21 protein-coding genes are annotated in these 22,783 nt (G+C 70.8%); 9 read left to right on the top strand and 12 right to left on the bottom strand.

The window, feature by feature from the left end:
- Nucleotides 1-123: 123 nt before the first annotated feature.
- From ureG to urtA, 12 genes are all read right to left on the bottom strand, one after another.
- Nucleotides 124-750, bottom strand: coding sequence for an urease accessory protein UreG (gene ureG / locus AB4112_RS17465; RefSeq protein ID WP_441721434.1), 627 nt, complete (start codon nt 748-750; stop codon nt 124-126).
- Complete coding sequence (locus AB4112_RS17470; RefSeq protein ID WP_441721437.1) at nt 747-1,439, bottom strand: urease accessory protein UreF; 693 nt, start codon at nt 1,437-1,439, stop codon at nt 747-749. The genes ureG and AB4112_RS17470 overlap by 4 nt, the downstream gene beginning before the upstream one ends.
- The gene (locus tag AB4112_RS17475) at nt 1,432-1,893 is read right to left on the bottom strand and encodes an urease accessory protein UreE (protein ID WP_441721440.1); all 462 of its coding nucleotides are present in this window, start codon (nt 1,891-1,893) and stop codon (nt 1,432-1,434) included. The genes AB4112_RS17470 and AB4112_RS17475 overlap by 8 nt, the downstream gene beginning before the upstream one ends.
- Nucleotides 1,894-2,085: 192 nt before the next feature.
- The gene (gene ureC / locus AB4112_RS17480; protein ID WP_441721443.1) at nt 2,086-3,795 is read right to left on the bottom strand and encodes an urease subunit alpha; all 1,710 of its coding nucleotides are present in this window, start codon (nt 3,793-3,795) and stop codon (nt 2,086-2,088) included.
- A gap of 12 nt (nt 3,796-3,807) precedes the next feature.
- The gene (locus AB4112_RS17485) at nt 3,808-4,128 is read right to left on the bottom strand and encodes an urease subunit beta (protein ID WP_309791771.1); all 321 of its coding nucleotides are present in this window, start codon (nt 4,126-4,128) and stop codon (nt 3,808-3,810) included.
- 10 nt (nt 4,129-4,138) lie between these two features.
- Nucleotides 4,139-4,441, bottom strand: coding sequence for an urease subunit gamma (locus AB4112_RS17490; RefSeq protein ID WP_309791770.1), 303 nt, complete (start codon nt 4,439-4,441; stop codon nt 4,139-4,141).
- Nucleotides 4,442-4,459: 18 nt separating this feature from the next.
- Entirely contained in the window at nt 4,460-5,275 is an 816-nt protein-coding gene (locus tag AB4112_RS17495) for an urease accessory protein UreD (RefSeq protein ID WP_309791769.1), read from the bottom strand.
- 28 nt (nt 5,276-5,303) lie between these two features.
- Complete coding sequence (gene urtE / locus AB4112_RS17500) at nt 5,304-5,999, bottom strand: urea ABC transporter ATP-binding subunit UrtE (protein ID WP_309791768.1); 696 nt, start codon at nt 5,997-5,999, stop codon at nt 5,304-5,306.
- 3 nt (nt 6,000-6,002) lie between these two features.
- Nucleotides 6,003-6,767 carry an urea ABC transporter ATP-binding protein UrtD gene (gene urtD / locus AB4112_RS17505; RefSeq protein ID WP_309791767.1) on the bottom strand — a complete coding sequence of 255 codons (765 nt, stop codon included), beginning with the start codon at nt 6,765-6,767 and terminating at the stop codon, nt 6,003-6,005.
- Nucleotides 6,764-7,903, bottom strand: coding sequence for an urea ABC transporter permease subunit UrtC (gene urtC, locus AB4112_RS17510; RefSeq protein WP_309791766.1), 1,140 nt, complete (start codon nt 7,901-7,903; stop codon nt 6,764-6,766). The genes urtD and urtC overlap by 4 nt, the downstream gene beginning before the upstream one ends.
- Nucleotides 7,900-9,528, bottom strand: coding sequence for an urea ABC transporter permease subunit UrtB (gene urtB, locus AB4112_RS17515; RefSeq protein WP_441721450.1), 1,629 nt, complete (start codon nt 9,526-9,528; stop codon nt 7,900-7,902). The genes urtC and urtB overlap by 4 nt, the downstream gene beginning before the upstream one ends.
- 76 nt (nt 9,529-9,604) lie before the next feature.
- On the bottom strand, nt 9,605-10,852 hold the full coding sequence (urtA, locus tag AB4112_RS17520) for an urea ABC transporter substrate-binding protein (protein ID WP_441721498.1): 1,248 nt from the start codon (nt 10,850-10,852) through the stop codon (nt 9,605-9,607).
- 255 nt (nt 10,853-11,107) lie between these two features.
- Here urtA and AB4112_RS17525 point away from each other — a divergent pair, with 255 nt between their 5' ends.
- From AB4112_RS17525 to AB4112_RS17565, 9 genes are all read left to right on the top strand, one after another.
- Nucleotides 11,108-11,692, top strand: coding sequence for an ANTAR domain-containing response regulator (locus AB4112_RS17525; protein ID WP_441721453.1), 585 nt, complete (start codon nt 11,108-11,110; stop codon nt 11,690-11,692).
- 316 nt (nt 11,693-12,008) lie between these two features.
- A complete protein-coding gene (locus AB4112_RS17530) occupies nt 12,009-13,271 on the top strand; it encodes a CmpA/NrtA family ABC transporter substrate-binding protein (protein WP_441721456.1) in 1,263 nt (420 codons plus the stop codon).
- Nucleotides 13,272-13,291: 20 nt separating this feature from the next.
- Entirely contained in the window at nt 13,292-14,611 is a 1,320-nt protein-coding gene (locus tag AB4112_RS17535) for a CmpA/NrtA family ABC transporter substrate-binding protein (RefSeq protein WP_441721459.1), read from the top strand.
- 32 nt (nt 14,612-14,643) lie between these two features.
- Complete coding sequence (gene ntrB, locus AB4112_RS17540) at nt 14,644-15,543, top strand: nitrate ABC transporter permease (protein ID WP_441721462.1); 900 nt, start codon at nt 14,644-14,646, stop codon at nt 15,541-15,543.
- An 11-nt stretch (nt 15,544-15,554) separates the two neighbouring features.
- Complete coding sequence (locus tag AB4112_RS17545; RefSeq protein WP_309791757.1) at nt 15,555-16,352, top strand: ABC transporter ATP-binding protein; 798 nt, start codon at nt 15,555-15,557, stop codon at nt 16,350-16,352.
- A gap of 14 nt (nt 16,353-16,366) precedes the next feature.
- A complete protein-coding gene (gene nirB, locus AB4112_RS17550; protein WP_441721465.1) occupies nt 16,367-18,829 on the top strand; it encodes a nitrite reductase large subunit NirB in 2,463 nt (820 codons plus the stop codon).
- Nucleotides 18,826-19,167 (top strand): nitrite reductase small subunit NirD, encoded by a 342-nt coding sequence (gene nirD / locus AB4112_RS17555; RefSeq protein ID WP_441721467.1) that lies wholly within the window; start codon nt 18,826-18,828, stop codon nt 19,165-19,167. The genes nirB and nirD overlap by 4 nt, the downstream gene beginning before the upstream one ends.
- On the top strand, nt 19,160-21,817 hold the full coding sequence (locus tag AB4112_RS17560) for a molybdopterin-dependent oxidoreductase (RefSeq protein ID WP_441721470.1): 2,658 nt from the start codon (nt 19,160-19,162) through the stop codon (nt 21,815-21,817). The genes nirD and AB4112_RS17560 overlap by 8 nt, the downstream gene beginning before the upstream one ends.
- Entirely contained in the window at nt 21,792-22,712 is a 921-nt protein-coding gene (locus tag AB4112_RS17565) for an NAD(P)-dependent oxidoreductase (protein WP_441721473.1), read from the top strand. The genes AB4112_RS17560 and AB4112_RS17565 overlap by 26 nt, the downstream gene beginning before the upstream one ends.
- Nucleotides 22,713-22,783 lie beyond the last annotated feature (71 nt).

Below are 22,783 nucleotides of genomic sequence, written 5' to 3' on the forward strand. Positions count from 1 at the left end.
GCCGACGAAGCAATCCATGGGCCCGCACGAGCGGCCCGATGGATTGCTTCGCTGCGCTCGCAATGACGATGTTGGATTTCTGAAAAGGTCTCTCGGGTGGGAGAGGTCACGCGCTGATCCTGCTTACGCGCGCGGAACCAGCCCGCCCGCCGTCTCGATGAAGCTGGCGATGTCCGCCACCCCGTCGCCGCTGCGCACCCGGGCGAAGACGAAGGGCCGTTCGCCGCGCATCTTGCGGGAGTCCCGGTCCATCACCTCGAGCGAGGCGCCGACCAGCGGCGCCAGGTCGGTCTTGTTGATCACCAAGAGGTCGGACCGGGTGATGCCCGGGCCGCCCTTGCGCGGGATCTTGTCGCCGGCCGAGACGTCGATGACGTAGATGGTGAGGTCCGCCAGCTCCGGGCTGAAGGTGGCGGCCAGGTTGTCGCCGCCGGATTCGATCAGCACCAGGTCGAGGCCGGGGAAGCGGCGCCGCATCTCCGCCACCGCCGCCAGGTTGATCGAGGCGTCCTCGCGGATCGCGGTGTGCGGGCAGCCGCCGGTCTCGACCCCGATGATGCGGTCGGTGGACAGCGACCCCGCTCGGTTCAGGAACTCCGCATCCTCCTTGGTGTAGATGTCGTTGGTGATGGCGGCGATGTCGTAGCGGTCGCGGAACGCCTTGCAGAGGGCGTCCATCAGCGCCGTCTTGCCGGAGCCGACGGGGCCGCCGATGCCGACGCGGAGCGGGCCGTTCTGGGTGCGGGTCATGTGCGGAACAACCTCGTGTACTGGGTCTCGTGCTGCATCGATGCGATGTCGGAGGCGACAGCAAGGCCGCCGCAGTGGCGGAACGGATCGCCGTCCGGCAGGGCCAGCGCCCGCGCGCCGGCGGCCTCGACCGCCGGCATCAGCGCGGCGATGGCGCGCTGGCCGTCGGTCTGGCCCAGCGGCACCAGCCGCTGCGCCGCCGACACCAGATTGGCGGCCAGCGCGTGCAGGAAGGCGGTGAGCGACGGCGCCAGCGCGATGCCGTGGCCGGCGGCGCAGGCGGCGACCGCGACCGGATAGGCCACGGTCTCGCCGATGCGCGCGGCCAGCCGCTCCAGCCCGGGCGCCGGCCAGCTGGACCGCGAGATGGTCAGGAAGGCGGTACCCTGGGCCATGGTCTCGACCTGGCGCTCGCGCGAGGCGGCCAGGGCGGTGGCGAGGTCGGCGATCTCGGCCAGCCGGTCGTCGTCCCCGGCCATGGCGGCGCGGTGGGCGTGGGTGAACAGCACGGCGTCGTTCCAGCCGGCACCATGCGCCAGCGCATCCTCGATCCAGGCCACGAGCCCCGCCCGGTCGACCACCCAGCCCATTTCGACCGCCCATTCCAGGCCGCTGGAATGGCTGAAAGCGCCGACCGGGTAGGATGGCGACAGCCAGGCCATCAGCCGGTACAGCGCGCCGTCAGCCATGGGAATGCCCCTGCACGGCGCCATGACCGTAGGCGCCGCCCTCCGGGTCGAACGGCGCCTCGATCGCGATGACCGTGCCGCCGAGGCCGCGCACCATCTCCTCGATCACATGGTCGGCGCGGATGCGCAGCGCGTCCGGCAGCAGCTGGGTCGGCAGGTGGCGATTGCCGAGGTGCCAGGCGATGCGGATCAACTCGGCCTGGCTGTCGGCCTGGATCTCGACCAGGCTCTCCGGCGCCGCCGCGACCAGGACGATACTGTCATCCTCGGCCACCAGGCCGTCGCCGTGGCGCAGATGGACGGCCGCGGACAGGTCGAGCAGGACCACGGTCCCGGCCTCGCCATACAGCACGATGCGGCGGCGGTGCCGGGAGTCGAAGTCGAGGACCACGCGGTCGGAGACGGCAGCCGGGTCGAAGCGCCCGGCCGGGACGACGGCGGTGAAGCGCTTCATGGTTGGCCCCTTTTTCCTTGTCCCCCCTCCCCTTGCGGGAGGGGGGTAGGGGGAGGGGTCTGCGCGCGTCCGCGCGCGAATGGCCTGGGACACCCGCGCAAACCGAGAGAACCCCCTCCCCCTACCCCCCTCCCGCAAGGGGAGGGGGGACTCAGGAGAGCGGGCTCGGCTTTCATCACGATCACAGCCATCTCAGAACAGAAAGTACCGCTGCGCCAGCGGCAGCTCGGCGGCGGGTTCGCAGGTCAGCAACTCGCCGTCGGCGCGCACCTCGTAGGTCTCGGGGTCGACCTCGATCACCGGCGTCGCGGAATTGTGCACCATGTCGGCCTTGCCGATGCCCCGCGTGCCTTCGACCGCCACCACCTCGCGCGCCAGGCGCAGCCGCTGGCCGATGCCGTCCTCCAGCGCCGCCTTGGACACGAAGGTGACGGCCGAGGCCGCCATCGTCCGGCCGAAGCTGCCGAACATCGGCCGGTAATGCACCGGCTGCGGCGTCGGGATCGAGGCGTTGGGGTCGCCCATCAGCGCCACCGAGATGGTGCCGGCCTTCAGCACCATGTCCGGCTTCACCCCGAAGAAGGCCGGGTCCCACAGCACGAGGTCGGCCAGCTTGCCCACCGCGATCGAGCCGACATGGCGGCTGAGCCCCTGCACGATCGCCGGGTTGATGGTGTATTTGGCGACGTAGCGCTTGACCCTGGCGTTGTCGTTGTCGCCGGTCTCCTGCGCCAGCCTTCCGCGCTGGACCTTCATCTTGTGCGCGGTCTGCCAGGTGCGCAGGATCACCTCGCCGATCCGGCCCATCGCCTGGCTGTCCGACGAGATGATCGAGAAGGCACCGAGGTCGTGCAGGATATCCTCGGCCGCGATGGTCTCGCGCCGGATCCGGCTTTCGGCGAAGGCGACATCCTCCGGGATCCCGGCATCGAGGTGATGGCACACCATCAGCATGTCGAGATGCTCGTCGAGCGTGTTGACGGTGAAGGGCCGGGTCGGGTTGGTCGAGGACGGGATGACGTTGGCGAGGCTCGCCACCCGGATGATGTCGGGCGCATGGCCGCCGCCCGCGCCTTCGGTGTGGAAGGCGTGGATGGTGCGGCCCTTGAAGGCGGCGATGGTGTCCTCGACGAAGCCGGATTCGTTCAGCGTGTCGGTGTGGATCATCACCTGCACGTCCATCGCGTCGGCGACGCCGAGGCAGCAGTCGATCGCCGCCGGGGTGGTGCCCCAATCCTCATGCAGCTTGAGCGATGAGGCGCCGGCGCGGATCTGTTCGATCAGCGCGTCCGGCCGGCTGGCGTTGCCCTTGCCGGAGATGGCGAGGTTGACCGGCAGCCCTTCCGCCGCCTGCAGCATGCGGGCGATGTGCCAGGGGCCGGGGGTGCAGGTGGTGGCCTTGGTGCCGGTGGAGGGGCCGGTGCCGCCGCCGACCAGGGTGGTGATGCCGCTGGCGATCGCCTCCTCCACCTGCTGCGGGCAGATGAAGTGGATGTGGCAGTCGATGCCGCCGGCGGTCAGGATCTTGCCCTCGCCGGCGATCACCTCGGTCCCCGGGCCGATGACGATGTCGACGCCCGGCTGGATGTCGGGGTTGCCGGCCTTGCCGATGGCGGCGATGCGGCCGTCATGGATCGCGACATCGGCCTTGACGATGCCCCAGTGGTCCAGGATCACGGCGTTGGTGATGACGGTGTCGACGGCGCCTTCGGCCCGGGTCGCCTGGCCCTGGCCCTGGCCGTCGCGGATCACCTTGCCGCCTCCGAACTTGACCTCTTCGCCATAGACCGTGTGGTCGCGCTCGATCTCGATCACCAGGTCGGTGTCGGCCAGGCGCAGCCGGTCGCCGGTGGTCGGGCCGAACATGTCGGCATAGGCGGCGCGGGAGATGGAAACGGGCATGGATGGCCTCCCCTAGCCCTGGACCGGATCGAGCGGCCCCATGACCGCCTGGCGGAAGCCGATCGCGATGCGGGCGCCGGCCAGCGCCACCAGCCGCACCTCGCGGCTCTGCCCCGGTTCGAACCGCACCGCGGTGCCGGAGGCGATGTCGAGCCGCCGGCCCCGTGCCGCCGCCCGGTCGAACGACAGGGCCGGGTTGGTCTCGAAGAAGTGATAGTGGCTGCCGACCTGGATCGGCCGGTCGCCGGTGTTGGCCACGGTCAGCACGATGCTGTCCCGCCCGGCATTGAGCAGGATCTCGCCCGCCGCCGGCATCAGTTCGCCCGGGATCATGTGGATGTCCTCATCGGATCGGCTGGTGGACGGTCACCAGCTTGGTGCCGTCGGGGAAGGTGGCCTCGACCTGGACGTCGTGGATCATCTCCGCCACCCCGGACATCACCTGGTCGCGGGTCAGCACCGCCGCCCCTTCCGCCATCAGCGCGGCGACCGAGCGGCCGTCGCGGGCGCCTTCGGTGACGAAGTCGGAGATCAGCGCGATCGCTTCGGGATAATTCAGCTTCACGCCGCGTTCCAGCCGCCGGCGCGCCACCATCGCGGCCATGGCGATCAGCAGCTTGTCCTTCTCCCGTGGGGTCAGGTTCACGGAGACTCCTCCCAGCCTTCAACATTGCCAGACGCGCGGCAGCGGGCGCCCGGCCCGCAGGACGCCGAGCGCCGAGATCAGGTCACGCCGCAGCGCGGCGCCGTCGGGGGCGGCGAAGCGGGCGACAAGCAGGCCGTTCCAGGCGCTGGCCCCGGCAAGGCCCTGCACCTCCGCCAGCGCCGCGCGCAGCGGGTCGATCAGGGCGGCCGCGGCCGGCGCGACGAAGAGCAGGGTCGCCACCGCCCGCGCGCCGCGGCCGAGCCCCGGCCGGTCCAGCGCCGCCGCCGGATCGCCGTCGACCGCCAGCGCGTCGGCGTAGAGCAGGCGCCCATCCCGCCGGATGCGCCAGGCATCGCGCAGGACGCCCTGCCGCACCGTCTCGCCCATCGCCGTCCGACCGAACACGATCGCTTCGACCCCGAGGAACTCGGCATCGCCGTGCAGGTCGATCTGCAGGTCGCGGTCAAGCCGGGCGCGGTCGAACAGGATGGTTTCCTGCGGCAGCCATTCCGCCGTGGCGCCGGCCTCGACCGCCAGCCGGGTCGTGATGACCGCGGCTTCGCCGAGCGAGCGGTAGATGCGTTCCGCCGCCTGTCCCGCCACCGTCGCCGCGGTGCCGTCGCCCCAGCGGACGGACTGGATCAGCCGGTCGCCGCCGGTCAGCCCGCCGGCTGTGTTCAGCAGCACCGCGCCGGCCAGCGCCCCGGCCTCCTGCCGCGGGAAGCGCGCCTTGGCGCAGCCCTCCTGGAACAGGACATCGAGCACCGTCTCCGCCCCCCGCCGCTTGAAGGCAAGGTTCAGCCGGCCGCGGGCACGCGCCAAGGGGACGGCCACGGCCGCCGGCGCCGCGAGGGCTGGCGGGTCAGACCGTAAGGTGACGACGGACGCTGTCTTCATCGAGCGCTGTCTTGTCCCCGTCCACCACGACTTCGCCGCGATCCAGCACCACCAGCCGCTGCCCCAGCGCGTGGGCAAAGTCGAAATACTGTTCGACCAGCAGGATCGCCATGGTGCCGCGTTCGCGCAGCATCGCGATGACGCGCCCGATGTCCTTGATGATCGAAGGCTGGATCCCCTCGGTCGGCTCATCGAGGATCAGCAGTCGCGGCCGGGTCACCAGCGCCCGGCCGATCGCCAGCTGCTGCTGCTGCCCGCCCGAGAGGTCGCCGCCGCGCCGGCCGAGCATGGTTTTCAGCACCGGGAACAGCTCGAAGATCTCTTCCGGGATGCGGCGCTCGCGCCGCGGCAGCACGGCGAAGCCGGTCTCCAGGTTCTCCTTCACCGTCAGCAGGGGAAAGATCTCGCGGCCCTGGGGCACGAAGGCGATGCCGCGCCGCGCCCGTTCCGCCGTCGGCAGCCGGGAGATGTCCTGCCCCTCCCACAGGATCCTGCCGGAGGCGACCGGCTGCTGGCCGACGATGGCGCGCAGGCAGCTGGTCTTGCCGACGCCGTTGCGGCCGAGCAGGCAAGTCACCTGGCCGGTCTCGACCCCGAGCGAGACCCGGCGCAGCGCCTGGGCGGCGCCGTAGAACAGGTCGATGGCTTCGACGGACAGCATCGTCTAGCGCCCGAGATAGACGTCGATGACGCGCTCGTCGGCGCTGACGGCGTCGAGCGGCCCTTCGGCCAGCACCGAGCCCTCGTGCAGCACCGTCACCTTGACCCCGAGGGCGCGGACGAAATGCATGTCGTGCTCCACCACCACCACCGACCGGGTCTTGTTGATCTCGCGCAGCAGCGTCGCCGTGGCCTCGGTCTCGGCGTCGGTCATGCCGGCCACCGGCTCGTCGACCAGCAGCAGCGCCGGCTCCTGCGCCAGCAGCATGCCGATCTCCAGCCACTGCTTCTGGCCATGCGACAGTGCCCCGGCGAGGCGGTCGCGCTGGGCGCCCAGCCGGGTGACGGCCAGGATCTCGTCGATCCGCTCCGCCGCATCGGGCCGCAGGCGGCCGAACAGCAGGTTGGTCGGCGACCGCGGGCCCGCCAGGGACAGGAGGAGGTTGTCCCCGACCGTGTGGCTGTCAAACACCGTCGGCTTCTGGAACTTGCGCCCGATGCCGAGGCCCGCGATCGCCGTCTCGTCCAGCCGGGTCAGGTCGTGGGTGCCGCGGAACAGCACCTCGCCCTGGTCCGGCCGGGTCTTGCCCGTGATGACATCCATCATGGTGGTCTTGCCGGCCCCGTTCGGGCCGATGATCGCCCGCATCTCGCCGGGTTCGATCACCAGCGACAGGGCGTTGAGGGCCCGGAAGCCGCTGAAGCTGACATTGACGCCGTCGAGATACAGCAGCGCCTGGGTGGCGGCCTGCGGGTCGGGCGAGGTCATCGCGGCACCTCGGCGGCAACGGCGTCGGCCTTGCGCCGGCCGGGGCGGTCGCGCCAGGACCGCGCTGCCGACTGGACCGCGCCGACGATGCCCTTGGGCAGCACCAGCGTGACCAGGATGAACAGCGCCCCCAGGGCGAACAGCCAGAATTCGGGCAGCAGGTTGGTGAACACGGTCTTGCCGAAATTGACCGTGACCGCGCCGATGATCGGGCCGATCAGGGTGCCGCGGCCGCCGACCGCGACCCAGATCACCGCCTCGATCGAATTGGCCGGGGCGAATTCGCCGGGGTTGATGATGCCGACCTGCGGCACATAGAGGGCGCCGGCCACCCCGGCCATCATCGCCGACAGGGTGAAGACCAGCAGCTTGTAGGATTCGACGCGGTAGCCGAGGAATCGGGTGCGGCTTTCGGCGTCGCGGATGGCGATCAGCACCTTGCCGAAGCGCGACCGGGTGATGGCGCGGCACAGCAGGAAGGCGGCGGCCAGCAGCACCGCGCTGGCCAGGAACAGACCCGCCCGCGTCGCATCCGCCTGCAGGCTGAAGCCGAGCAGGTCCTTGAAGTCGGTCAGGCCGTTGTTGCCGCCGAAGCCCATGTCGTTGCGGAAGAAGGCCAGCAGCAGGGCGTAGGTCATCGCCTGGGTGATGATCGAGAGATAGACCCCGGACACCCGGCTGCGGAAGGCGAACCAGCCGAACACGAAGGCCAGCGCGCCCGGCACCAGCAGCACCATCAGCGCCGCGAACCAGAACTGGTCGAAGCCGAGCCAGTACCACGGCAGCTCCGGCCAGTTCAGGAACACCATGAAGTCGGGCAGCACCGGGTTGCCATAGGTGCCGCGCGAACCGATCTGGCGCATCAGGTACATGCCCATGGCGTAGCCGCCGAGAGCGAAGAAGGCGCCGTGGCCGAGGCTGAGGATGCCGACATAGCCCCAGACCAGGTCGATGGCGAGGGCCAGCAGCGCGTAGCACAGGTACTTGCCCATCAGGCTGACGGCATAGCCGGGCACATACAGCGCCGAGTCCGGCGGCAGCGCCACATTCGCCAGCAGGATCAGCACTGCGACCGCGACCAAGCCGAGGGCGAAGGCCGGCGCCCAGCCGGCGCGGAGCAGGCGGGACGTGATCATGATTCCACCGCCCGGCCCTTGAGCGGGAACAGCCCGCGCGGCTTCCGCTGGATGAACAGGATGATCCCGACCAGGATCGCGATCTTGCCCAGCACCGCCCCGGCCCACGGCTCCAGCAGCTTGTTGGCAACGCCGAGCGACAGCGCCCCGACCAGCGTGCCCCACAGGTTGCCGACGCCGCCGAACACCACCACCATGAAGCTGTCGATGATGTAGCCCTGGCCCAGATTGGGGCTGACATTGTCGATCTGGCTGAGCGCCACCCCGGCGATGCCGGCGACGCCGGAGCCGATGCCGAAGGTCAGCATGTCGACCCGGCCGGTGCGGATGCCCATGGCCGCGGCCATGCGCCGGTTCTGGGTCACCGCCCGCATCTGCAGGCCCAGCGCGGTGTATCGCAGGACCAGCATCAGCGCGGCGAAGACCAGCAGCGCGAAGACGATGATCCAGAGGCGGTTCCAGGTCAGGGCTAGGCCGCCGAGGTCGACGGCGCCGGACATCCAGGCGGGGTTGCCGACCTCGCGATTCGACGGGCCGAAGATCGTCCGAACCGCCTGTTGCAGCAGCAGCGACAGGCCGAAGGTGGCGAGCAGCGTCTCCAGCGGCCGGCCGTAGAGGAAGCGGATGATGGTGCGCTCGATCGCGACGCCGGCCAGGCCCGCGACCAGGAAGGCCAGCGGCAGCGCCACCGCCAGCGAATAGTCGAACAGGTTCGGCGCGTATTGCCGGAACCCTTCCTGCACCAGATAAGTGGTGTAGGCGCCGAGCATGACGATCTCGCCATGCGCCATGTTGATCACGCCCATCACCCCGAAGGTGATGGCCAGGCCGATGGCGGCGATCAGCAGCACCGAGCCGAGGCTCAGCCCGTAATAGAGGCTCTGCACCCCGTTCCAGATCGCCAGCCTTGTGTCGATCCGTCCGATCGCGGCCTGGAGCGCGGCTGCGACGTCGGCGGAGGGCTTCGCCACGCCAGCCAGCAGGGCCCGCGCCTCCTGGTCGCCACGGGCGGAGACCGTATCGATCGCTGTCAGCAGTTCGTCATCCGTGCCGCCATGGGCCAGGATGATGGCGGCCCGCGCCTCGGCGAAGGCTCGGCTCACCGCGGGGTCGGTCTCGCGCGCCAGCGCCGTCTCCACCGCCGCGCGCGAATTCGGATCGCGCGACTTGAACACCGAGGCGGCCGCGTCCAGCCGCTTGGCCGGGTCGGGCGAGACCAGGGTCAGCGTCCCCATCGCCATCTCGATGCCGCGGCGCAGCCGGTTGTTGACCCGGACCGGCTTGCCCCCGGCCGGCTCCGCGGCCAGCGCCGCCCCGGTCGCGGCATCGACATAGCCGCCGGCCTCGGTCTTGATCGCCAGGACGCCGCCCGGCGCGGCGACCAGCCGGCCGGCGCCGAGCGCGTCCAGGATCGCCGGCGCCTGCGCGTCGCCGGACGCCGCCAGCCCATCGATGCCGGCCAGGATGTCGTCATTGTTGGTCGAGGCGAACCGCGCCAGCACCTCGGGCGCGATCTCGGCCCGCGCGGTGACCGGCAGCAGGATCAGGAGCAGAAGCGTGAGGGCGCGGACGCCGCGGCGCAGCGCAGACCTCTCCTGGAAACACTTGCCATGCGCACCGGTCATCAGCGGACCAATCATGTCAGTTCCGAACGAACCGGGAGGTGCCCCCGCACCTCCCGGCCTCCCCTCCAGGCCGAACTCAGGACCCGGACCCGCCGCACTTGCCGGTCTTGACGTTGAAGTTCCCGCACGACAGCGGCGCCCGCCAATCCGAGATCAGGTCCTTCGAACCTTCGAGGTAGTCCGACCACTCGTCGCCCGGGACCAGGCCGGTGGTCTGCCACACCGTCTGCAGCTGGCCGTCGGCCTGGATCTCGCCGATCAGCACCGGCTTGGTGATGTGGTGATTCGGCATCATGGTGGAGTAGCCGCCGGACAGGTTCGGCACGGAGACGCCGATCATCGCGTCGATCACCTTGTCGGGGTCGGTGGTGCCCGCCTTCTCCACCGCCTTCACCCACATGTTGAAGCCGATGTAGTGCGCCTCCATCGGGTCATTGGTGGTGCGCTTGTCGTTCTTGATGAAGGCGTGCCACTTGGCGATGAAGTCCTTGTTCTCCGGCGTGTCCACGCTTTCGAAGTAGTTCCAGGCGGCGAGATGGCCGACCAGCGGGGTGGTGTCGATGCCGGCCAGCTCCTCCTCGCCGACCGAGAAGGCGACGACCGGGATGTCGGTGGCCTTGACGCCCTGGTTCGCCAGCTCCTTGTAGAACGGCACGTTGGCGTCGCCGTTGACGGTCGAGACCACGGCGGTCTTCTTGCCGGCGGAGCCGAAGCTCTTGATCTTGCCGACCTCGGTCTGCCAGTCGGAGAAGCCGAACGGCGTGTAGTTGACCGAGATGTCCTCGGGCGCCACGCCCTTGGCCTTCAGATAGGCCTCGAGGATCTTGTTGGTGGTGCGGGGATAGACGTAGTCGGTGCCTTCCAGCACCCAGCGCTGCACCCCTTCCTCGTTCATCAGGTAGTCGACCGCCGGGATCGCCTGCTGGTTCGGCGCGGCGCCGGTGTAGAAGATGTTGCGCGAGCTTTCCTCGCCCTCGTACTGCACCGGGTAGAATAGGAGGCCGTCGAGCTCCTCGAACACCGGCAGCACCGACTTGCGCGACACCGAGGTCCAGCAGCCGAAGGTGGCCGCAACCTTGTCGACCGAGATCAGCTGCCGCGCCTTCTCGGCGAAGAGCGGCCAGTCGGAAGCCGGATCGACCACCACGGCCTCCAACTTCTTACCCAGCAAACCACCCTTCTTGTTCTGCTCGTCGATCAGCATCAGCATGACGTCCTTCAGCGTGGTCTCGCTGATCGCCATGGTGCCGGACAGGGAATGGAGGATGCCGACCTTGATGGTGTCCTCGGCCGCTCGCGCGCCGCTGGACACGGCCAGCCCCATGGTCACCGCCAGCGCGGCGCCGATCACCCAATGCTTCTGCGACAATGCCATCGTGAAACCTCCAGATCGTTCTTTCTGCCTTTTTGCGCTTTCGCACCTGCATGGCAGACCGAAGCAAGATCCGGGCCAGCCGCCGGCACCGCGGCCGGCTTAGGGATCGAGGCACCTGCGGCAACGGGCGCTGCCCAATCGCTGCGCAGTGGTCCGGAACTTGCTGAGATCCGGTCAGCCACCCCGTCACCTACGGCAGCCGATTTGGTCCTGCGCATCCTCCTGGTCGACGAAAATGCCGAGCGCTGCCGCCTGGTCGAGGCGGCGCTGGCCGCGGCCGGCCACGGCGTGGTCGTGGCCGTCAGCGGCACCGAGAACCTGCTGGCGAAGGTGCGCGAGATCGAGCCGGACGTGATCATCGTCGACCTCGACGCGCCCAACCGCGACGCGCTGGAGCACATGCGCAGCGTCAGCCGCGAACGGCCGCGGCCAATCGTGATGTTCGTGGACCAGAGCGACGATGCTGCGATCGGCGAAGCGATCCGCGCCGGGGTCAGCGCCTATGTCGTCGACGGCCTCAGTCCGCACCGGGTGAAGCCGGTGCTGGAGGCCGCGATCGCCCGGTTCCAGGCCTTCCAGGCGATGCGCGACGAGCTGGACCGCACCCGCGCCTCGCTGGCCGAGCGCAAGCGGATCGAGCGCGCGAAGGGCATCCTGATGCAGCAGCGCGGCATGGCCGAGGACGAGGCCTACAAGGCGCTGCGCAAACTGGCGATGGACCGCGGCAAGCCGCTGGCCGAGATCGCCGAGCAGGTGATCAGCATCAGCGAGCTGCTGGCTAGGGATTAGCCATAGCCGTTTTCGCCGCTTTTTTGTGCATTGCACAATGGCGGGGCAAAATCCTGCCGCACCGCAACGCCTCGCCGCCAGTCTCCGTTCATCGTCCGGCCATAGGAGTCCGGCAGTGACGCTGGCTCCCAGGATCCGGCCCCGCAGAATCCCGGGATTGGCACGCGAATTGCGTATCGTCTTGGCGAAGACGGGCAATGGCGTCCGTCCGACGATATTGCGGCGGTCCATCACGGGCCGTCGCTCCGGGCAAAGGCGTCCGAGCAGGTGCGGTTTCCGCATCCTCTCGGGCGCCTTTTCGTTTTTGGAGCGGGCTATGACGGATCGGCCGGACTGCGATCGCCTCACCCTCGGTTTCGTGCCGCTGGCCGATTGCGCGCCGCTGATCGTGGCCGAGCGGAAGGGCTTCTTCCGCGAGGAGGGGCTGGCGGTCCGGCTGTCGCGCGAGAGCAGCTGGGCCAGCCTGCGCGACAAGCTGGTCTGCGGGATACTGGACGGCGCCCACATGCTGGCGCCGCTGCCGCTGGCCATCACCCTGGGCCTGAGCGGCCCGAAGACGCCGATGGTGGTCGGGCTGTCGCTGAACCTGAACGGCAATGCGGTCACGGTCTCGCGCGCTTTGGCGGCGGAGATGGCGGCGGCGGATCCGGACGGCGCCGCGGCCGGGTCGGCCACGGCGGTCGCGGCCGTCGTCGCCGCAAGGCGCCGCGCGGGGGCCCCGCCCCCGGTCTTCGCCATCGTCTTCCCGGTGTCCAGCCACCACGACCAGCTGCGCTACTGGCTGGCGGCCGGCGGGGTCGACCCGCAGCGCGACGTGCGCATCGTCGTGGTGCCGCCGCCGCAGATGGTGGCGCATCTGTCGGCCGGGCGGGTCGACGGCTTCTGCGTCGGCGCCCCCTGGGGCGACGTTGCGGTCGACCAGGGTGTCGGCGTCACCGCCACCACCGGCTGGCAGATCTGGAACAACGCGCCGGAAAAGGTGTTCGCCGTCACCCGCACCTGGGCCGAGGCCCGGCCGGAGACCCATCATGCCGTGCTGCGCGCCCTGATCCGCGCCGCCGCCTGGCTGGACCGGCCGAAGCACCGGGCCGAGGCGGTGGCGATGCTGGCGGCACCGGAAGTGCTGAACGCCCCGGCGGCATCGATCGCCGCCAGCCTGGTCGGCCGGCCGGGCGATACACTGATCGACGGGTTGCCGGCCCAGGGTCCGGTCTATCACCGCCGCGCCGCCGGCCTGCCCTGGCGGTCGCACGCCGCCTGGTTCCTGGCGCAGCTGCGGCGCTGGGGCGAATTGCCCGACGGCGTCGACATCGCCGCCGCGGCGGCCGCGGTCTACCGGCCGGACCTGTACCGCGCCGCCGCCTGGGACCTCGGCTACCCGGCGCCCACGACCGACGCCAAGCAGGAGGGCGACCACGACACCGCCTGGGTGCTGGCCGACCCGGCCGGCGACATCGCGCTGGGCGCCGACCGCTTCTGCGACGGGCGGGCCTTCGACCCCGCCGACATCGACACCTATCTCGCCGGGCTCGGCGTCACCGCCGGCCCCGACGCAACCGCCGCGACGCAACGCGGCTGACCGAACCGAAGGGGGCTTCCATGACCACACGCAACCACACCACCACCCCGGGCTTCAGCCGCCGCCGCCTGCTGCAGGGCACCGCCCGGCTGGGCGGGGCCGCCGCGACCATCGCCGCGATCCGCGCTGCCTTTCCGTCCGGCGCCTTTGCCGAAGGGTCGGGGCTGGAGACGGCCAAGGTGGCGCTCGGCTTCATCGCCCTCACTGATTCCGCGCCCCTGATCATCGCCAAGGAAAAGGGCCTGTTCGACAAGGTCGGGCTGACCGAGGCCAGCGTCGCGAAGCAGGCCTCCTGGGCCACCACCCGCGACAACCTGGTGCTCGGCTCGGCCGGCGGCGGCATCGACGGCGCCCACATCCTGACGCCGATGCCCTACCTGCTGACGCTGGGCACCATCACCGCCGAGAACCGGCCGCTGCCGATGCAGATCCTGTGCCGGCTGAACACCAACGGCCAGGCGATCTCGGTGGCCAAGGAGCTGATGCCGGCCGGCGCCACGGTCGACGCCACGGGGCTGAAGGCCGCCTTCGCCGACATGAAGGCCAAGGGGCAGGAGGTGAAGTGCGCCGTCACCTTCCCCGGCGGCACCCACGACCTGTGGATGCGCTACTGGCTGGCCGCCGCCGGCATCGACCCGAACAAGGACGTCAGCACCATCGTGGTGCCGCCGCCGCAGATGGTCGCCAACATGAAGGTCGGCAACATGCAGGCCTTCTGCGTCGGCGAACCCTGGGGCGACCAGCTGGTGCACCAGGGCATCGGCTATTCCGCCTGCACCACCGGCGAGATCTGGAAGGACCACCCGGAGAAGAGCCTGGCGCTGCGGGCCGACTGGATCGACGCCCATCCGAAGGCGGTCGCGGCCCTGCTGCAGGCGGTGCTGGAGGCCCAGCGCTGGGCGGAGAAGCCGGAGAACAAGGAAGAAATGGCCCAGATCATCGGCCGGAGGGCATGGTTCAACGTGCCCCCGGCCGACATCCTGCCGCGCTCGCTGGGCACCATCGACTACGGCGACGGCCGCAAGGTCGAGAACAGCCCGCTGCTGATGAAATACTGGCAGGACTTCGCCTCCTACCCCTACCAGAGCCACGAGCTGTGGTTCCTGACCGAGGACCGGCGCTGGGGCTACATCGCCCCCGACACCGACCTCAAGGCCCTGATCGCCAAGGTCAACCGCGAGGACCTGTGGCGCGCAGCCGCCCAGGCGATCGGCGTGGCGCCGGCCGAGATCCCCACCAGTCCCTCGCGCGGCAAGGAGACCTTCTTCGACGGCAAGGTCTTCGATCCCGACGCGCCCGACGCCTACCTCGCCAGCCTCGCCATCAAGACCGTCGCCTGACGCCCCGACGACAGCCAGCCGGAGCCAGCCTCGTGCCTCAGTCCGCTCAGATCCTATCCGAAGCTCCTACCCCGACCGCCGCGTCGAAGCCGGCCGGACGGATCCTGTCCCTGCCGGTGGCGCGGCCGCCGCTCGGCCCCGTCCTGTCCCGCCTCGCCGTCGAGGCCGCCGCCCGGGTGATCCCGCCGCTGATCGTGCTGGCGCTGCTGCTGCTGGCCTGGCAGCTGCTGTGCTCCAGCCCGACCTCCAACCTGCCGTCGCCGCTGAAGGTGCTGGACGACACCTGGGACTTCATCATCGACCCGTTCTACGACAATGGCGGGGTCGACAAAGGCGCCTTCTGGCAGATCGCCACCAGCCTGCAGCGGGTCGCCATCGGCTTCGCCCTGGCCGCCGTGGCCGGGGTCGCGCTCGGCGTGCTGATCGGCCAGAGCGTCTGGGCGATGCGCGGCCTGGACCCAATCTTCCAGGTGCTGCGCACCATCCCGCCGCTGGCCTGGCTGCCGATCTCGCTGGCCGGCTTCCAGAAGGCCGAGCCCTCGGCGATCTTCGTGATCTTCATCACCTCGATCTGGCCGATCGTGATCAACACCGCGGTCGGGGTGCGCAACATCCCGCAGGACTACCGCAACGTCGCCAGGGTGCTGCGCCTGTCGGGCTGGGAGGTGTTCACCAAGATCACCCTGCCGGCCACCGTGCCCTACATCTTCACCGGCCTGCGCATCGGCATCGGCCTGTCCTGGCTTGCGATCATCGCGGCCGAGATGCTGATCGGCGGCATCGGCATCGGCTTCTTCATCTGGGACGCGTGGAACAGCTCGCGCATCAGCGACATCATCGTGGCGCTGGTCTATGTCGGGCTGGTCGGCTTCGTCCTCGACCGTCTCATCGGTTTCGCCGGCGCGCTGGTCGCCCGCGGCACCTCGGCCTGAGGGAGGACGCGATGGACAGCTATCTCTCGATCGAACGGATCGGCATGCGCTTCACCCGCGGCAGCGCGGTCAGCGAGGTGCTGGTCGATGTCGACCTCGGCATCGCCAAGGGCGAGTTCGTCTCGATCATCGGCCATTCCGGCTGCGGCAAGTCGACCCTGCTGAACATCGTCGGCGGCCTGATCCGGTCCACCACCGGCGAAGTGCTGCTGGACGGGCAGGTCGTCGACAGCCCCGGCCCGGACCGGGCGATCGTGTTCCAGAACCACTCGCTGCTGCCCTGGCTGACCGTCTACGGCAATGTCCGGATCGCGGTCGACAAGGTGTTCGGGCGAACCAAGAACGCGGCCGAGCGCCACGACTGGGTGATGCACAACCTCGCCCTGGTCCACATGGCCCACGCCAAGGACAAGCGGCCGGGCGAGATCTCCGGCGGCATGAAACAGCGCGTCGGCATCGCCCGGGCGCTGGCGATGCAGCCGAAGATTCTGCTGATGGACGAGCCGTTCGGCGCGCTCGACGCCCTGACCCGGGCGCATCTCCAGGATTCGGTGATGGAGATCCACGCCGCGCTCGGCAACACCGTGCTGATGATCACCCACGATGTCGACGAGGCGGTGCTGCTATCCGACCGCATCGTGATGATGACCAACGGCCCCGCCGCCACCATCGGCGAGGTGCTGGACATCCCGCTGGCCCGGCCGCGCCGCCGCCTGGCCCTGGCCGACGACCCGGCCTATGCCGCCAGCCGGGTCCAGGTGCTGCGCTTCCTGTACGAGCGCCAGCGCTTCACCACCGCCGCCGCCTGACCAGGAGACATCCGATGCCTGAAGGAAGCTGGGGGCCGCAGGAGCGGCTGGTCGTAATCGGCAACGGCATGGCCGGGATGCGGGCGGTGGAGGAGCTGCTGGCCCGCGCCCCCGACCGCTACGCCGTCACCGTGTTCGGCGCCGAGCCGCAGGTGAACTACAACCGCATCATGCTGTCGCCGGTCTTGGCCGGGGAGAAGCGGTTCGACGAGATCGTGATCAACGACCGCGCCTGGTACGACGCCAACGGCATCGACCTCCGCGCCGGCATGCGGGTGACGGCGATCGACCGCGAGGCGCGCGAGGTGGTGGGCGCCGACGGCAGCCGCTGCCGCTACGACCGGCTGCTGCTGGCCACCGGGTCCGACCCGATCGTCATTCCGGTGCCGGGCCACACCCTGCCCGGCGTCATCACCTTCCGCGACATCGCCGATGTCGAGGCGATGCTGGCGGCGGCGCGCGAGGGCCGCACCCGTGCCGTGGTGATCGGCGGCGGCCTGCTGGGCCTGGAGGCCGCGAACGGCCTGCGCGCCAACGGCATGGAGGTCACCGTGCTGCACCTGATGCCGGTGCTGATGGAGCGGCAGCTCGACGCCGCCGCGGCCTACCTGCTGAAGCGGGAGCTGGAGGGCCGCGGCATCACCGTGCTGACCGAGGCCGACACCGCCGCAATCGAGGGCGCCGACCGGGTCGAGGCGGTGCGGCTGAAGGACGGCCGGACGATCCCGGCCGACCTGGTGGTGATGGCGGTCGGCATCCGCCCGGCCACGGCGCTGGCCCGGGCCGCCGGGCTGGCGGTCGAGCGCGGCATCGTGGTCGACGACCGCATGGTCACCGCCGACCCCTGCATCCTCGCGGTCGGCGAATGCGTGCAGCACCAGGGCAAGACCTACGGTCTGGTCGCGCCGCTGTGGGACATGGCGCGGGTCTGCGCCGACCAGCTGGCCGGCACCGCCGACAGCACCTATCGCGGCACGGCGCTGTCGACCAAGCTGAAGGTCACCGGCATCGACATGTTCTCGGCCGGCGACTTCCAGGGCGGCGAGGGTTGCGAGGACATCGTCTTCCGCGACGCCGCCCGCGGCATCTACAAACGGCTGGTCCTGAAGGACGACCGCATCGCCGGCGCGGTGCTGTACGGCGACACCGCCGACGGCGCCTGGTTCTTCCAGCTGCTGCGCGAGGGCCAGGACATCGCCGCGATGCGCGACGGGCTGATCTTCGGCCGCGCGCTGGCCGCCGGGGGTGCGGCGCCGGACCCTAAGCAGGCCGTTGCCGCCCTGCCGCCCGAGGCGGAGATCTGCGGCTGCAACGGCGTCTGCAAGGGCACCATCGTCCAGGCCATCACCACGAAGGGGCTGGCCAGCCTCGACCAGGTGCGGGCCCACACCAAGGCCTCGTCCTCCTGCGGCTCCTGCACCGGGCTGGTCGATAGCCTGCTGGCGGTGACGCTGGGCGACAGCTATGCCGGCGGGCCGGCGGTCAAGGCGGTCTGCGGCTGCACCGATTACGGCCATGACGAGGTCCGGCGGCTGATCCTGGCGCGCGAGCTGCGCAGCATCCCCGCGGTGATGCAGGATCTGGGCTGGCGCACCCCGAATGGCTGCGCCAAATGCCGGCCGGCGCTGAACTATTACCTGATCTGCGCCTGGCCGGGCGAATACCGCGACGACCAGCAGTCGCGCTTCATCAATGAACGCGCCCACGCCAACATCCAGAAGGACGGCACCTATTCCGTGGTGCCGCGGATGTGGGGCGGCGTCACCAGCGCCAAGGAGCTGCGCGCCATCGCCGACGTGGTCGACCGCTACCAGATCCCGAGCGTGAAGGTGACCGGCGGCCAGCGCATCGACCTCCTGGGGGTGAAGAAGGAGCAGCTGCCGGAGGTGTGGCGCGACCTGAACGCCGCCGGCATGGTCTCCGGCCACGCCTACGGCAAGGCGTTGCGCACGGTGAAGACCTGCGTCGGGTCGGAATGGTGTCGCTTCGGCACCCAGGATTCGACCGCCATGGGCATCGCGCTGGAGCGGATGAGCTGGGGCAGCTGGACGCCGCACAAGTTCAAGATGGCGGTGTCCGGCTGCCCGCGGAACTGCGCCGAGGCGACGATCAAGGATTTCGGCGTGATCGCGGTCGACAGCGGCTGGGAGCTGCATGTCGGCGGCAATGGCGGCATCAAGCTGCGCGCCACCGACTTCCTGTGCAAGGTCGAGACCGAGGCCGAGGTGCTGGAGTATTGCGGCGCCTTCATGCAGCTGCACCGCGAGGAGTCGCACTATCTCGAGCGCACGGCGCCGTGGATCGAGCGGGTCGGCCTCGACCACGTCAAGCGCCGGGTGGTCGAGGACGCGGAGTCGCGCAAGCGCCTGCACGCCCGCTTCCTGCATTCGCAGCAATTCGCGCAGACCGACCCCTGGGCCGAACGCGCCGCCGGCGCCGAGGCCCACGAGTTCCGCTCCCTGGCCGAGGTGGGATGATGATGCCGCTGTGGATCGATGTCGGCACGCTCGACGACATTCCGCCGATGGGCGCCCGGGTGGTGAAGAGCCCGGAGGGCGATATCGCCCTGTTCCGCACCGCCGACGACCGGGTCTTCGCCCTCTACGACCGCTGCCCGCACAAGGGCGGGCCGCTGTCGCAGGGCATCGTGCATGGCGCCAGCGTCACCTGCCCGCTGCATGCCTGGGTGATCAGCCTGGAGACCGGCGCGGTCGAGGGGCCGGACGAGGGCTGCGTCCACCGCATCGCGGTCGAGCTGACCGGCGGCCGGGTGCTCCTCGGCCTGCCCGCACCCCGGCTGGTCGCGAATGGCTGAGGTGCGCACCACCTGCCCCTATTGCGGCGTCGGCTGCGGTGTCGCGGCGGCGACGGACGGGAGGGTGGCGGGCGACCCCATCCACCCGGCGAATTTCGGCCGGCTGTGTTCCAAGGGCGGGGCGCTGGGCGAGACACTGGGCCTGGACGGCCGGCTGCTCGACCCGATGATCGGCGGCCGGACCGCAAGCTGGGACGAGGCGCTGGACCACGTCGCCCGCGGCTTCGCCCACACCATCGAACGGCACGGGCCGGATGCGGTCGCGTTCTACGTGTCCGGCCAATTGCTGACCGAGGATTACTACGTCGCCAACAAGCTGATGAAAGGCTTCATCGGCTCCGGCAACATCGACACCAACTCCCGGCTGTGCATGGCCTCGTCGGTCGCCGGCCACCGCCGCGCCTTCGGCGAGGATGTGGTGCCGGGCTGCTACGAGGATTGGGAGCAGGCGGACCTCGCGATCTATGTCGGCTCCAATGCCGCCTGGTGCCACCCGATCCTGCACCGCCGCCTGCTGGCGGCGCGCGAGACCCGCGGCACCAGGATCGTGGTGATCGACCCGCGCCGCACCGCGACCTGCGACGAGGCCGACCTGCACCTGGCCATCGCCCCCGGCACCGATGTGCTGTTGTTCAATGGGCTGCTGGCCCATCTGGTGCGGACGGGCGCGCTCGATCGCGGCTGGATCGCCGCCCATGCCGCCGGCTTCGAGCAGGCGGCGATGGCCGCCGCCGACGACGCGCCCGACATCGCCGCCGTCGCTGCCGGCTGCCATCTGCCGGAGGAGGCGGTGCGGCGCTTCTACACTTGGTTCGCCGAGACCCAGGCGACGCTGACCATCTACTCCCAGGGCGTGAACCAGTCGACCCAGGGCACCGACAAGGTCAATGCCATCGTCAACTGCCACCTCGCCACCGGCCGGATCGGCCGGCCGGGCGCAGGTCCCTTCTCGGTCACCGGCCAGCCCAACGCCATGGGCGGGCGCGAGGTCGGCGGCCTGGCCAACCAGCTCGCGGCCCACATGGCGATCGAGGACCCGGCATCGCGCGACCGGGTGCGCCGCTTCTGGCAGGTGCCGCGCCTGACCGAAACCGCCGGCCTGAAGGCGGTGGAGCTGTTCGAGGCAGTGTCGGCCGGCCGGATCAAGGCGCTGTGGATCATGGCGACCAATCCGGCGGTCAGCGCCCCGGATGCCGATCGGCTGCGCCGTGGCCTGCGCGGCTGCGACCTGGTCGTCGTCTCCGACGTCACGGCGGAGACCGACACCGCCCGCCTGGCCGATGTGCTGCTGCCCGCCGCCGGCTGGGGCGAGAAGGACGGCACCGTGACCAATTCCGAGCGCCGGATCTCGCGCCAGCGCGCCTTCCGCCCCCTGCCCGGCCAGGCCCGGCCGGATTGGTGGATCGTCACGCAGGTCGCCCGCCGCATGGGCTTCGCCGACGCCTTCCCGTATGAGGACCCGGCGGCGATCTTCCGTGAACACGCCGCCCTGTCCGCCTTCGAGAACGGCGGCGAGCGGGTGTTCGACCTCGGCGCCCTCGCCGACATCGGCCCTGCCGGCTACGACGCGCTGGAACCGGTGCAGTGGCCCCTGCCCGCCGGCCGGCCGAGCGGGACTGCGCGGCTGTTCTCCGATGGCCGCTTCCCGACGCCGGACGGACGCGCCCGCTTCATCGCAGTGCGGCAGCGGGCACCCATCCACCGGCCCGACCGCGACCGGCCGATGCTGCTGAACACCGGCCGGCTGCGCGACCAGTGGCACACCATGACCCGCACCGGCGCGGTCCCGCGCCTGGCCGCCAACAGCCCGGAGCCGGCGGTCGAGCTGCATCCCGACGACGCAAGCCGGCACGGCTTGGCCGAAGGCGACCTGGCGCGGCTGGACAGCGCCTGGGGACGCGCCGTCGCCCGGGTCCGGCTCACGCCCGACCAGGCCCCGGGCCAGGCCTTCCTGGCGATGCATTGGAACGACCGCTTCACCGCCGACTGCGTCGCCGGCAAGCTGGCCAGCCCCGCCGTCGACCCCATCTCGGGCCAGCCGGAGCTGAAGCACATCCCGATCGCGCTGCGCCGGATCGCGCTGGGCTGGGAGGGGTTCCTGATCTCCCGCCGCCGCCAGCGCCCGACCGGCCTGGTGTACTGGACCCGCCGGGCCGCCGCCGGCTGCCAGATCTACACCCTGGGCGGCCCGGAACCGCCGGCCGACGGCATCATCCTGGGCCGGTCGCTGCTGGCGCCTGCCGGCGGCCGGGAGGTGATCGAGTTCGCCGACGCGAGGCGCGGCCTGTTCCGCCTCGCCACCCTCGATGCCGACGGGCTGGCCGAGTGCCTCTACGTCGCTCCGCCCGGCCGCCTGCCCGACCCGGAATGGCTGCTGGCCCGTTTCGCGGCTGATGCGCCTGACATCGACGAGGCCGACCGCCGCGCCCTGCTCAGCGGCCGCGCCCCGGCCGGGGTGGCGACCGAGGGCCGCATCGTCTGCGCCTGCCTCGGCGTCGGGCTCGACCGCATCCTGCGCGCGCTCAGCGAAGGCGGGGCCGTCGGGGTGAAGGATCTTGGCGCCCTGCTGGGTGCCGGGACCAATTGCGGGTCCTGCGTGCCGGAGCTGAAGGAGATCGTCGCCCATGCCGACCTTGCCGCCGCCGGCTGATGCCCTGCCCCATCTGCCGATCTTCCTGACCGTGCGCGGCCGGGTCTGCGTGCTGATCGGCGGCAGCGAGGCGGCGTTGCCGAAGCTCGAGCTGCTGCGCCGCGCCGGCGCCACGATCCGGCTGGTCGCCGTGCGCCCCGACCCCGACCTGCTTGCTGCCGCCGCCATCGCCGAGACCGAGCTGCCGCCGGGCCCGCTGACCATCGACCACCTGCGCGGCGCCTGCCTGGTGATCGATGCGTCCGGCGACGACAGGACCAACCGGCACTGCGTCGCGCTGGCGCGGCAGGCCGGCGTCCCGGTCAATGTCGTCGACCGGCCGGAGCTGTGCGACTTCATCCTGCCGGCGATCCTCGACCGGTCGCCGCTGGTGGTGGCGTTTTCGACCGGCGGCGCGGCACCCGCCGTGGCCGGGCTGATCCGGCAGGAGCTGGAGGCCCTGATCCCGCCCGGCCTCGGCCGCTTGGTCGCGCTGTCCGGCCGGCTGCGCCACGAGATCCGGCAGCGCATCGCCGATCCCGCCCGGCGCCTGGCCTTCTGGCGCCACCTCTACCGGCACGGCGCCCCGGACCGCGCCGCGGCGCTGGACCTGCTGGAGCGCATGGCCGAGGCCGCCCCGCCGCCGGGATCGCTGACCCGGATCGCGGTCGGCCCGGGCGGTGTGCAGGACCTGACGCTGCGGTCCCTCGCAGCGCTGCGGCGGGCCGACGTCCTGCTGCTCGACGGCGACATCGACGCCGAGGTGCTGGACCATGCCCGCCGCGACGCCGCCCGCCGGCCTGACGCCGGCACGGCGGCCGCGGCCGCCGCGCTGCGCGCCGATCTTGACCGCGGGCTGCAGGTGGTCCGGCTGGTAGCCAACGCCGCGGCGCGGACCATGCTGGCGGCGGAATAGCGCGACGGCCGCACCGTTGCCGCAATCGGGCGGCAGGAGACGGCATCCGGGCGACGCTCTTGCCGCATGGC

It is taken from the genome of Inquilinus sp. 2KB_23 (genome assembly GCF_052115705.1).
Taxonomy (GTDB): Bacteria; Pseudomonadota; Alphaproteobacteria; order DSM-16000; family Inquilinaceae; genus Inquilinus; species Inquilinus ginsengisoli_A.

Coding starts and splice junctions, on each gene's coding strand:
- ureG (WP_441721434.1), bottom strand. CDS start 750: ATGACCCGCACCCAGAACGGCCCGCTCCGCGTCGGCATCGGCGGCCCC.
- ureC (WP_441721443.1), bottom strand. CDS start 3,795: ATGCCCGTTTCCATCTCCCGCGCCGCCTATGCCGACATGTTCGGCCCG.
- urtD (WP_309791767.1), bottom strand. CDS start 6,767: ATGACCTCGCCCGACCCGCAGGCCGCCACCCAGGCGCTGCTGTATCTC.
- urtE (WP_309791768.1), bottom strand. CDS start 5,999: ATGCTGTCCGTCGAAGCCATCGACCTGTTCTACGGCGCCGCCCAGGCG.
- urtA (WP_441721498.1), bottom strand. CDS start 10,852: ATGGGGCTGGCCGTGTCCAGCGGCGCGCGAGCGGCCGAGGACACCATC.
- nirD (WP_441721467.1), top strand. CDS start 18,826: ATGATGATGCCGCTGTGGATCGATGTCGGCACGCTCGACGACATTCCG.
- AB4112_RS17485 (WP_309791771.1), bottom strand. CDS start 4,128: ATGATCCCGGGCGAACTGATGCCGGCGGCGGGCGAGATCCTGCTCAAT.
- AB4112_RS17560 (WP_441721470.1), top strand. CDS start 19,160: ATGGCTGAGGTGCGCACCACCTGCCCCTATTGCGGCGTCGGCTGCGGT.
- AB4112_RS17545 (WP_309791757.1), top strand. CDS start 15,555: ATGGACAGCTATCTCTCGATCGAACGGATCGGCATGCGCTTCACCCGC.
- AB4112_RS17470 (WP_441721437.1), bottom strand. CDS start 1,439: ATGGCTGACGGCGCGCTGTACCGGCTGATGGCCTGGCTGTCGCCATCC.
- AB4112_RS17530 (WP_441721456.1), top strand. CDS start 12,009: ATGACGGATCGGCCGGACTGCGATCGCCTCACCCTCGGTTTCGTGCCG.
- urtB (WP_441721450.1), bottom strand. CDS start 9,528: ATGACCGGTGCGCATGGCAAGTGTTTCCAGGAGAGGTCTGCGCTGCGC.
- urtC (WP_309791766.1), bottom strand. CDS start 7,903: ATGATCACGTCCCGCCTGCTCCGCGCCGGCTGGGCGCCGGCCTTCGCC.
- AB4112_RS17475 (WP_441721440.1), bottom strand. CDS start 1,893: ATGAAGCGCTTCACCGCCGTCGTCCCGGCCGGGCGCTTCGACCCGGCT.
- AB4112_RS17565 (WP_441721473.1), top strand. CDS start 21,792: ATGCCGACCTTGCCGCCGCCGGCTGATGCCCTGCCCCATCTGCCGATC.
- AB4112_RS17535 (WP_441721459.1), top strand. CDS start 13,292: ATGACCACACGCAACCACACCACCACCCCGGGCTTCAGCCGCCGCCGC.
- nirB (WP_441721465.1), top strand. CDS start 16,367: ATGCCTGAAGGAAGCTGGGGGCCGCAGGAGCGGCTGGTCGTAATCGGC.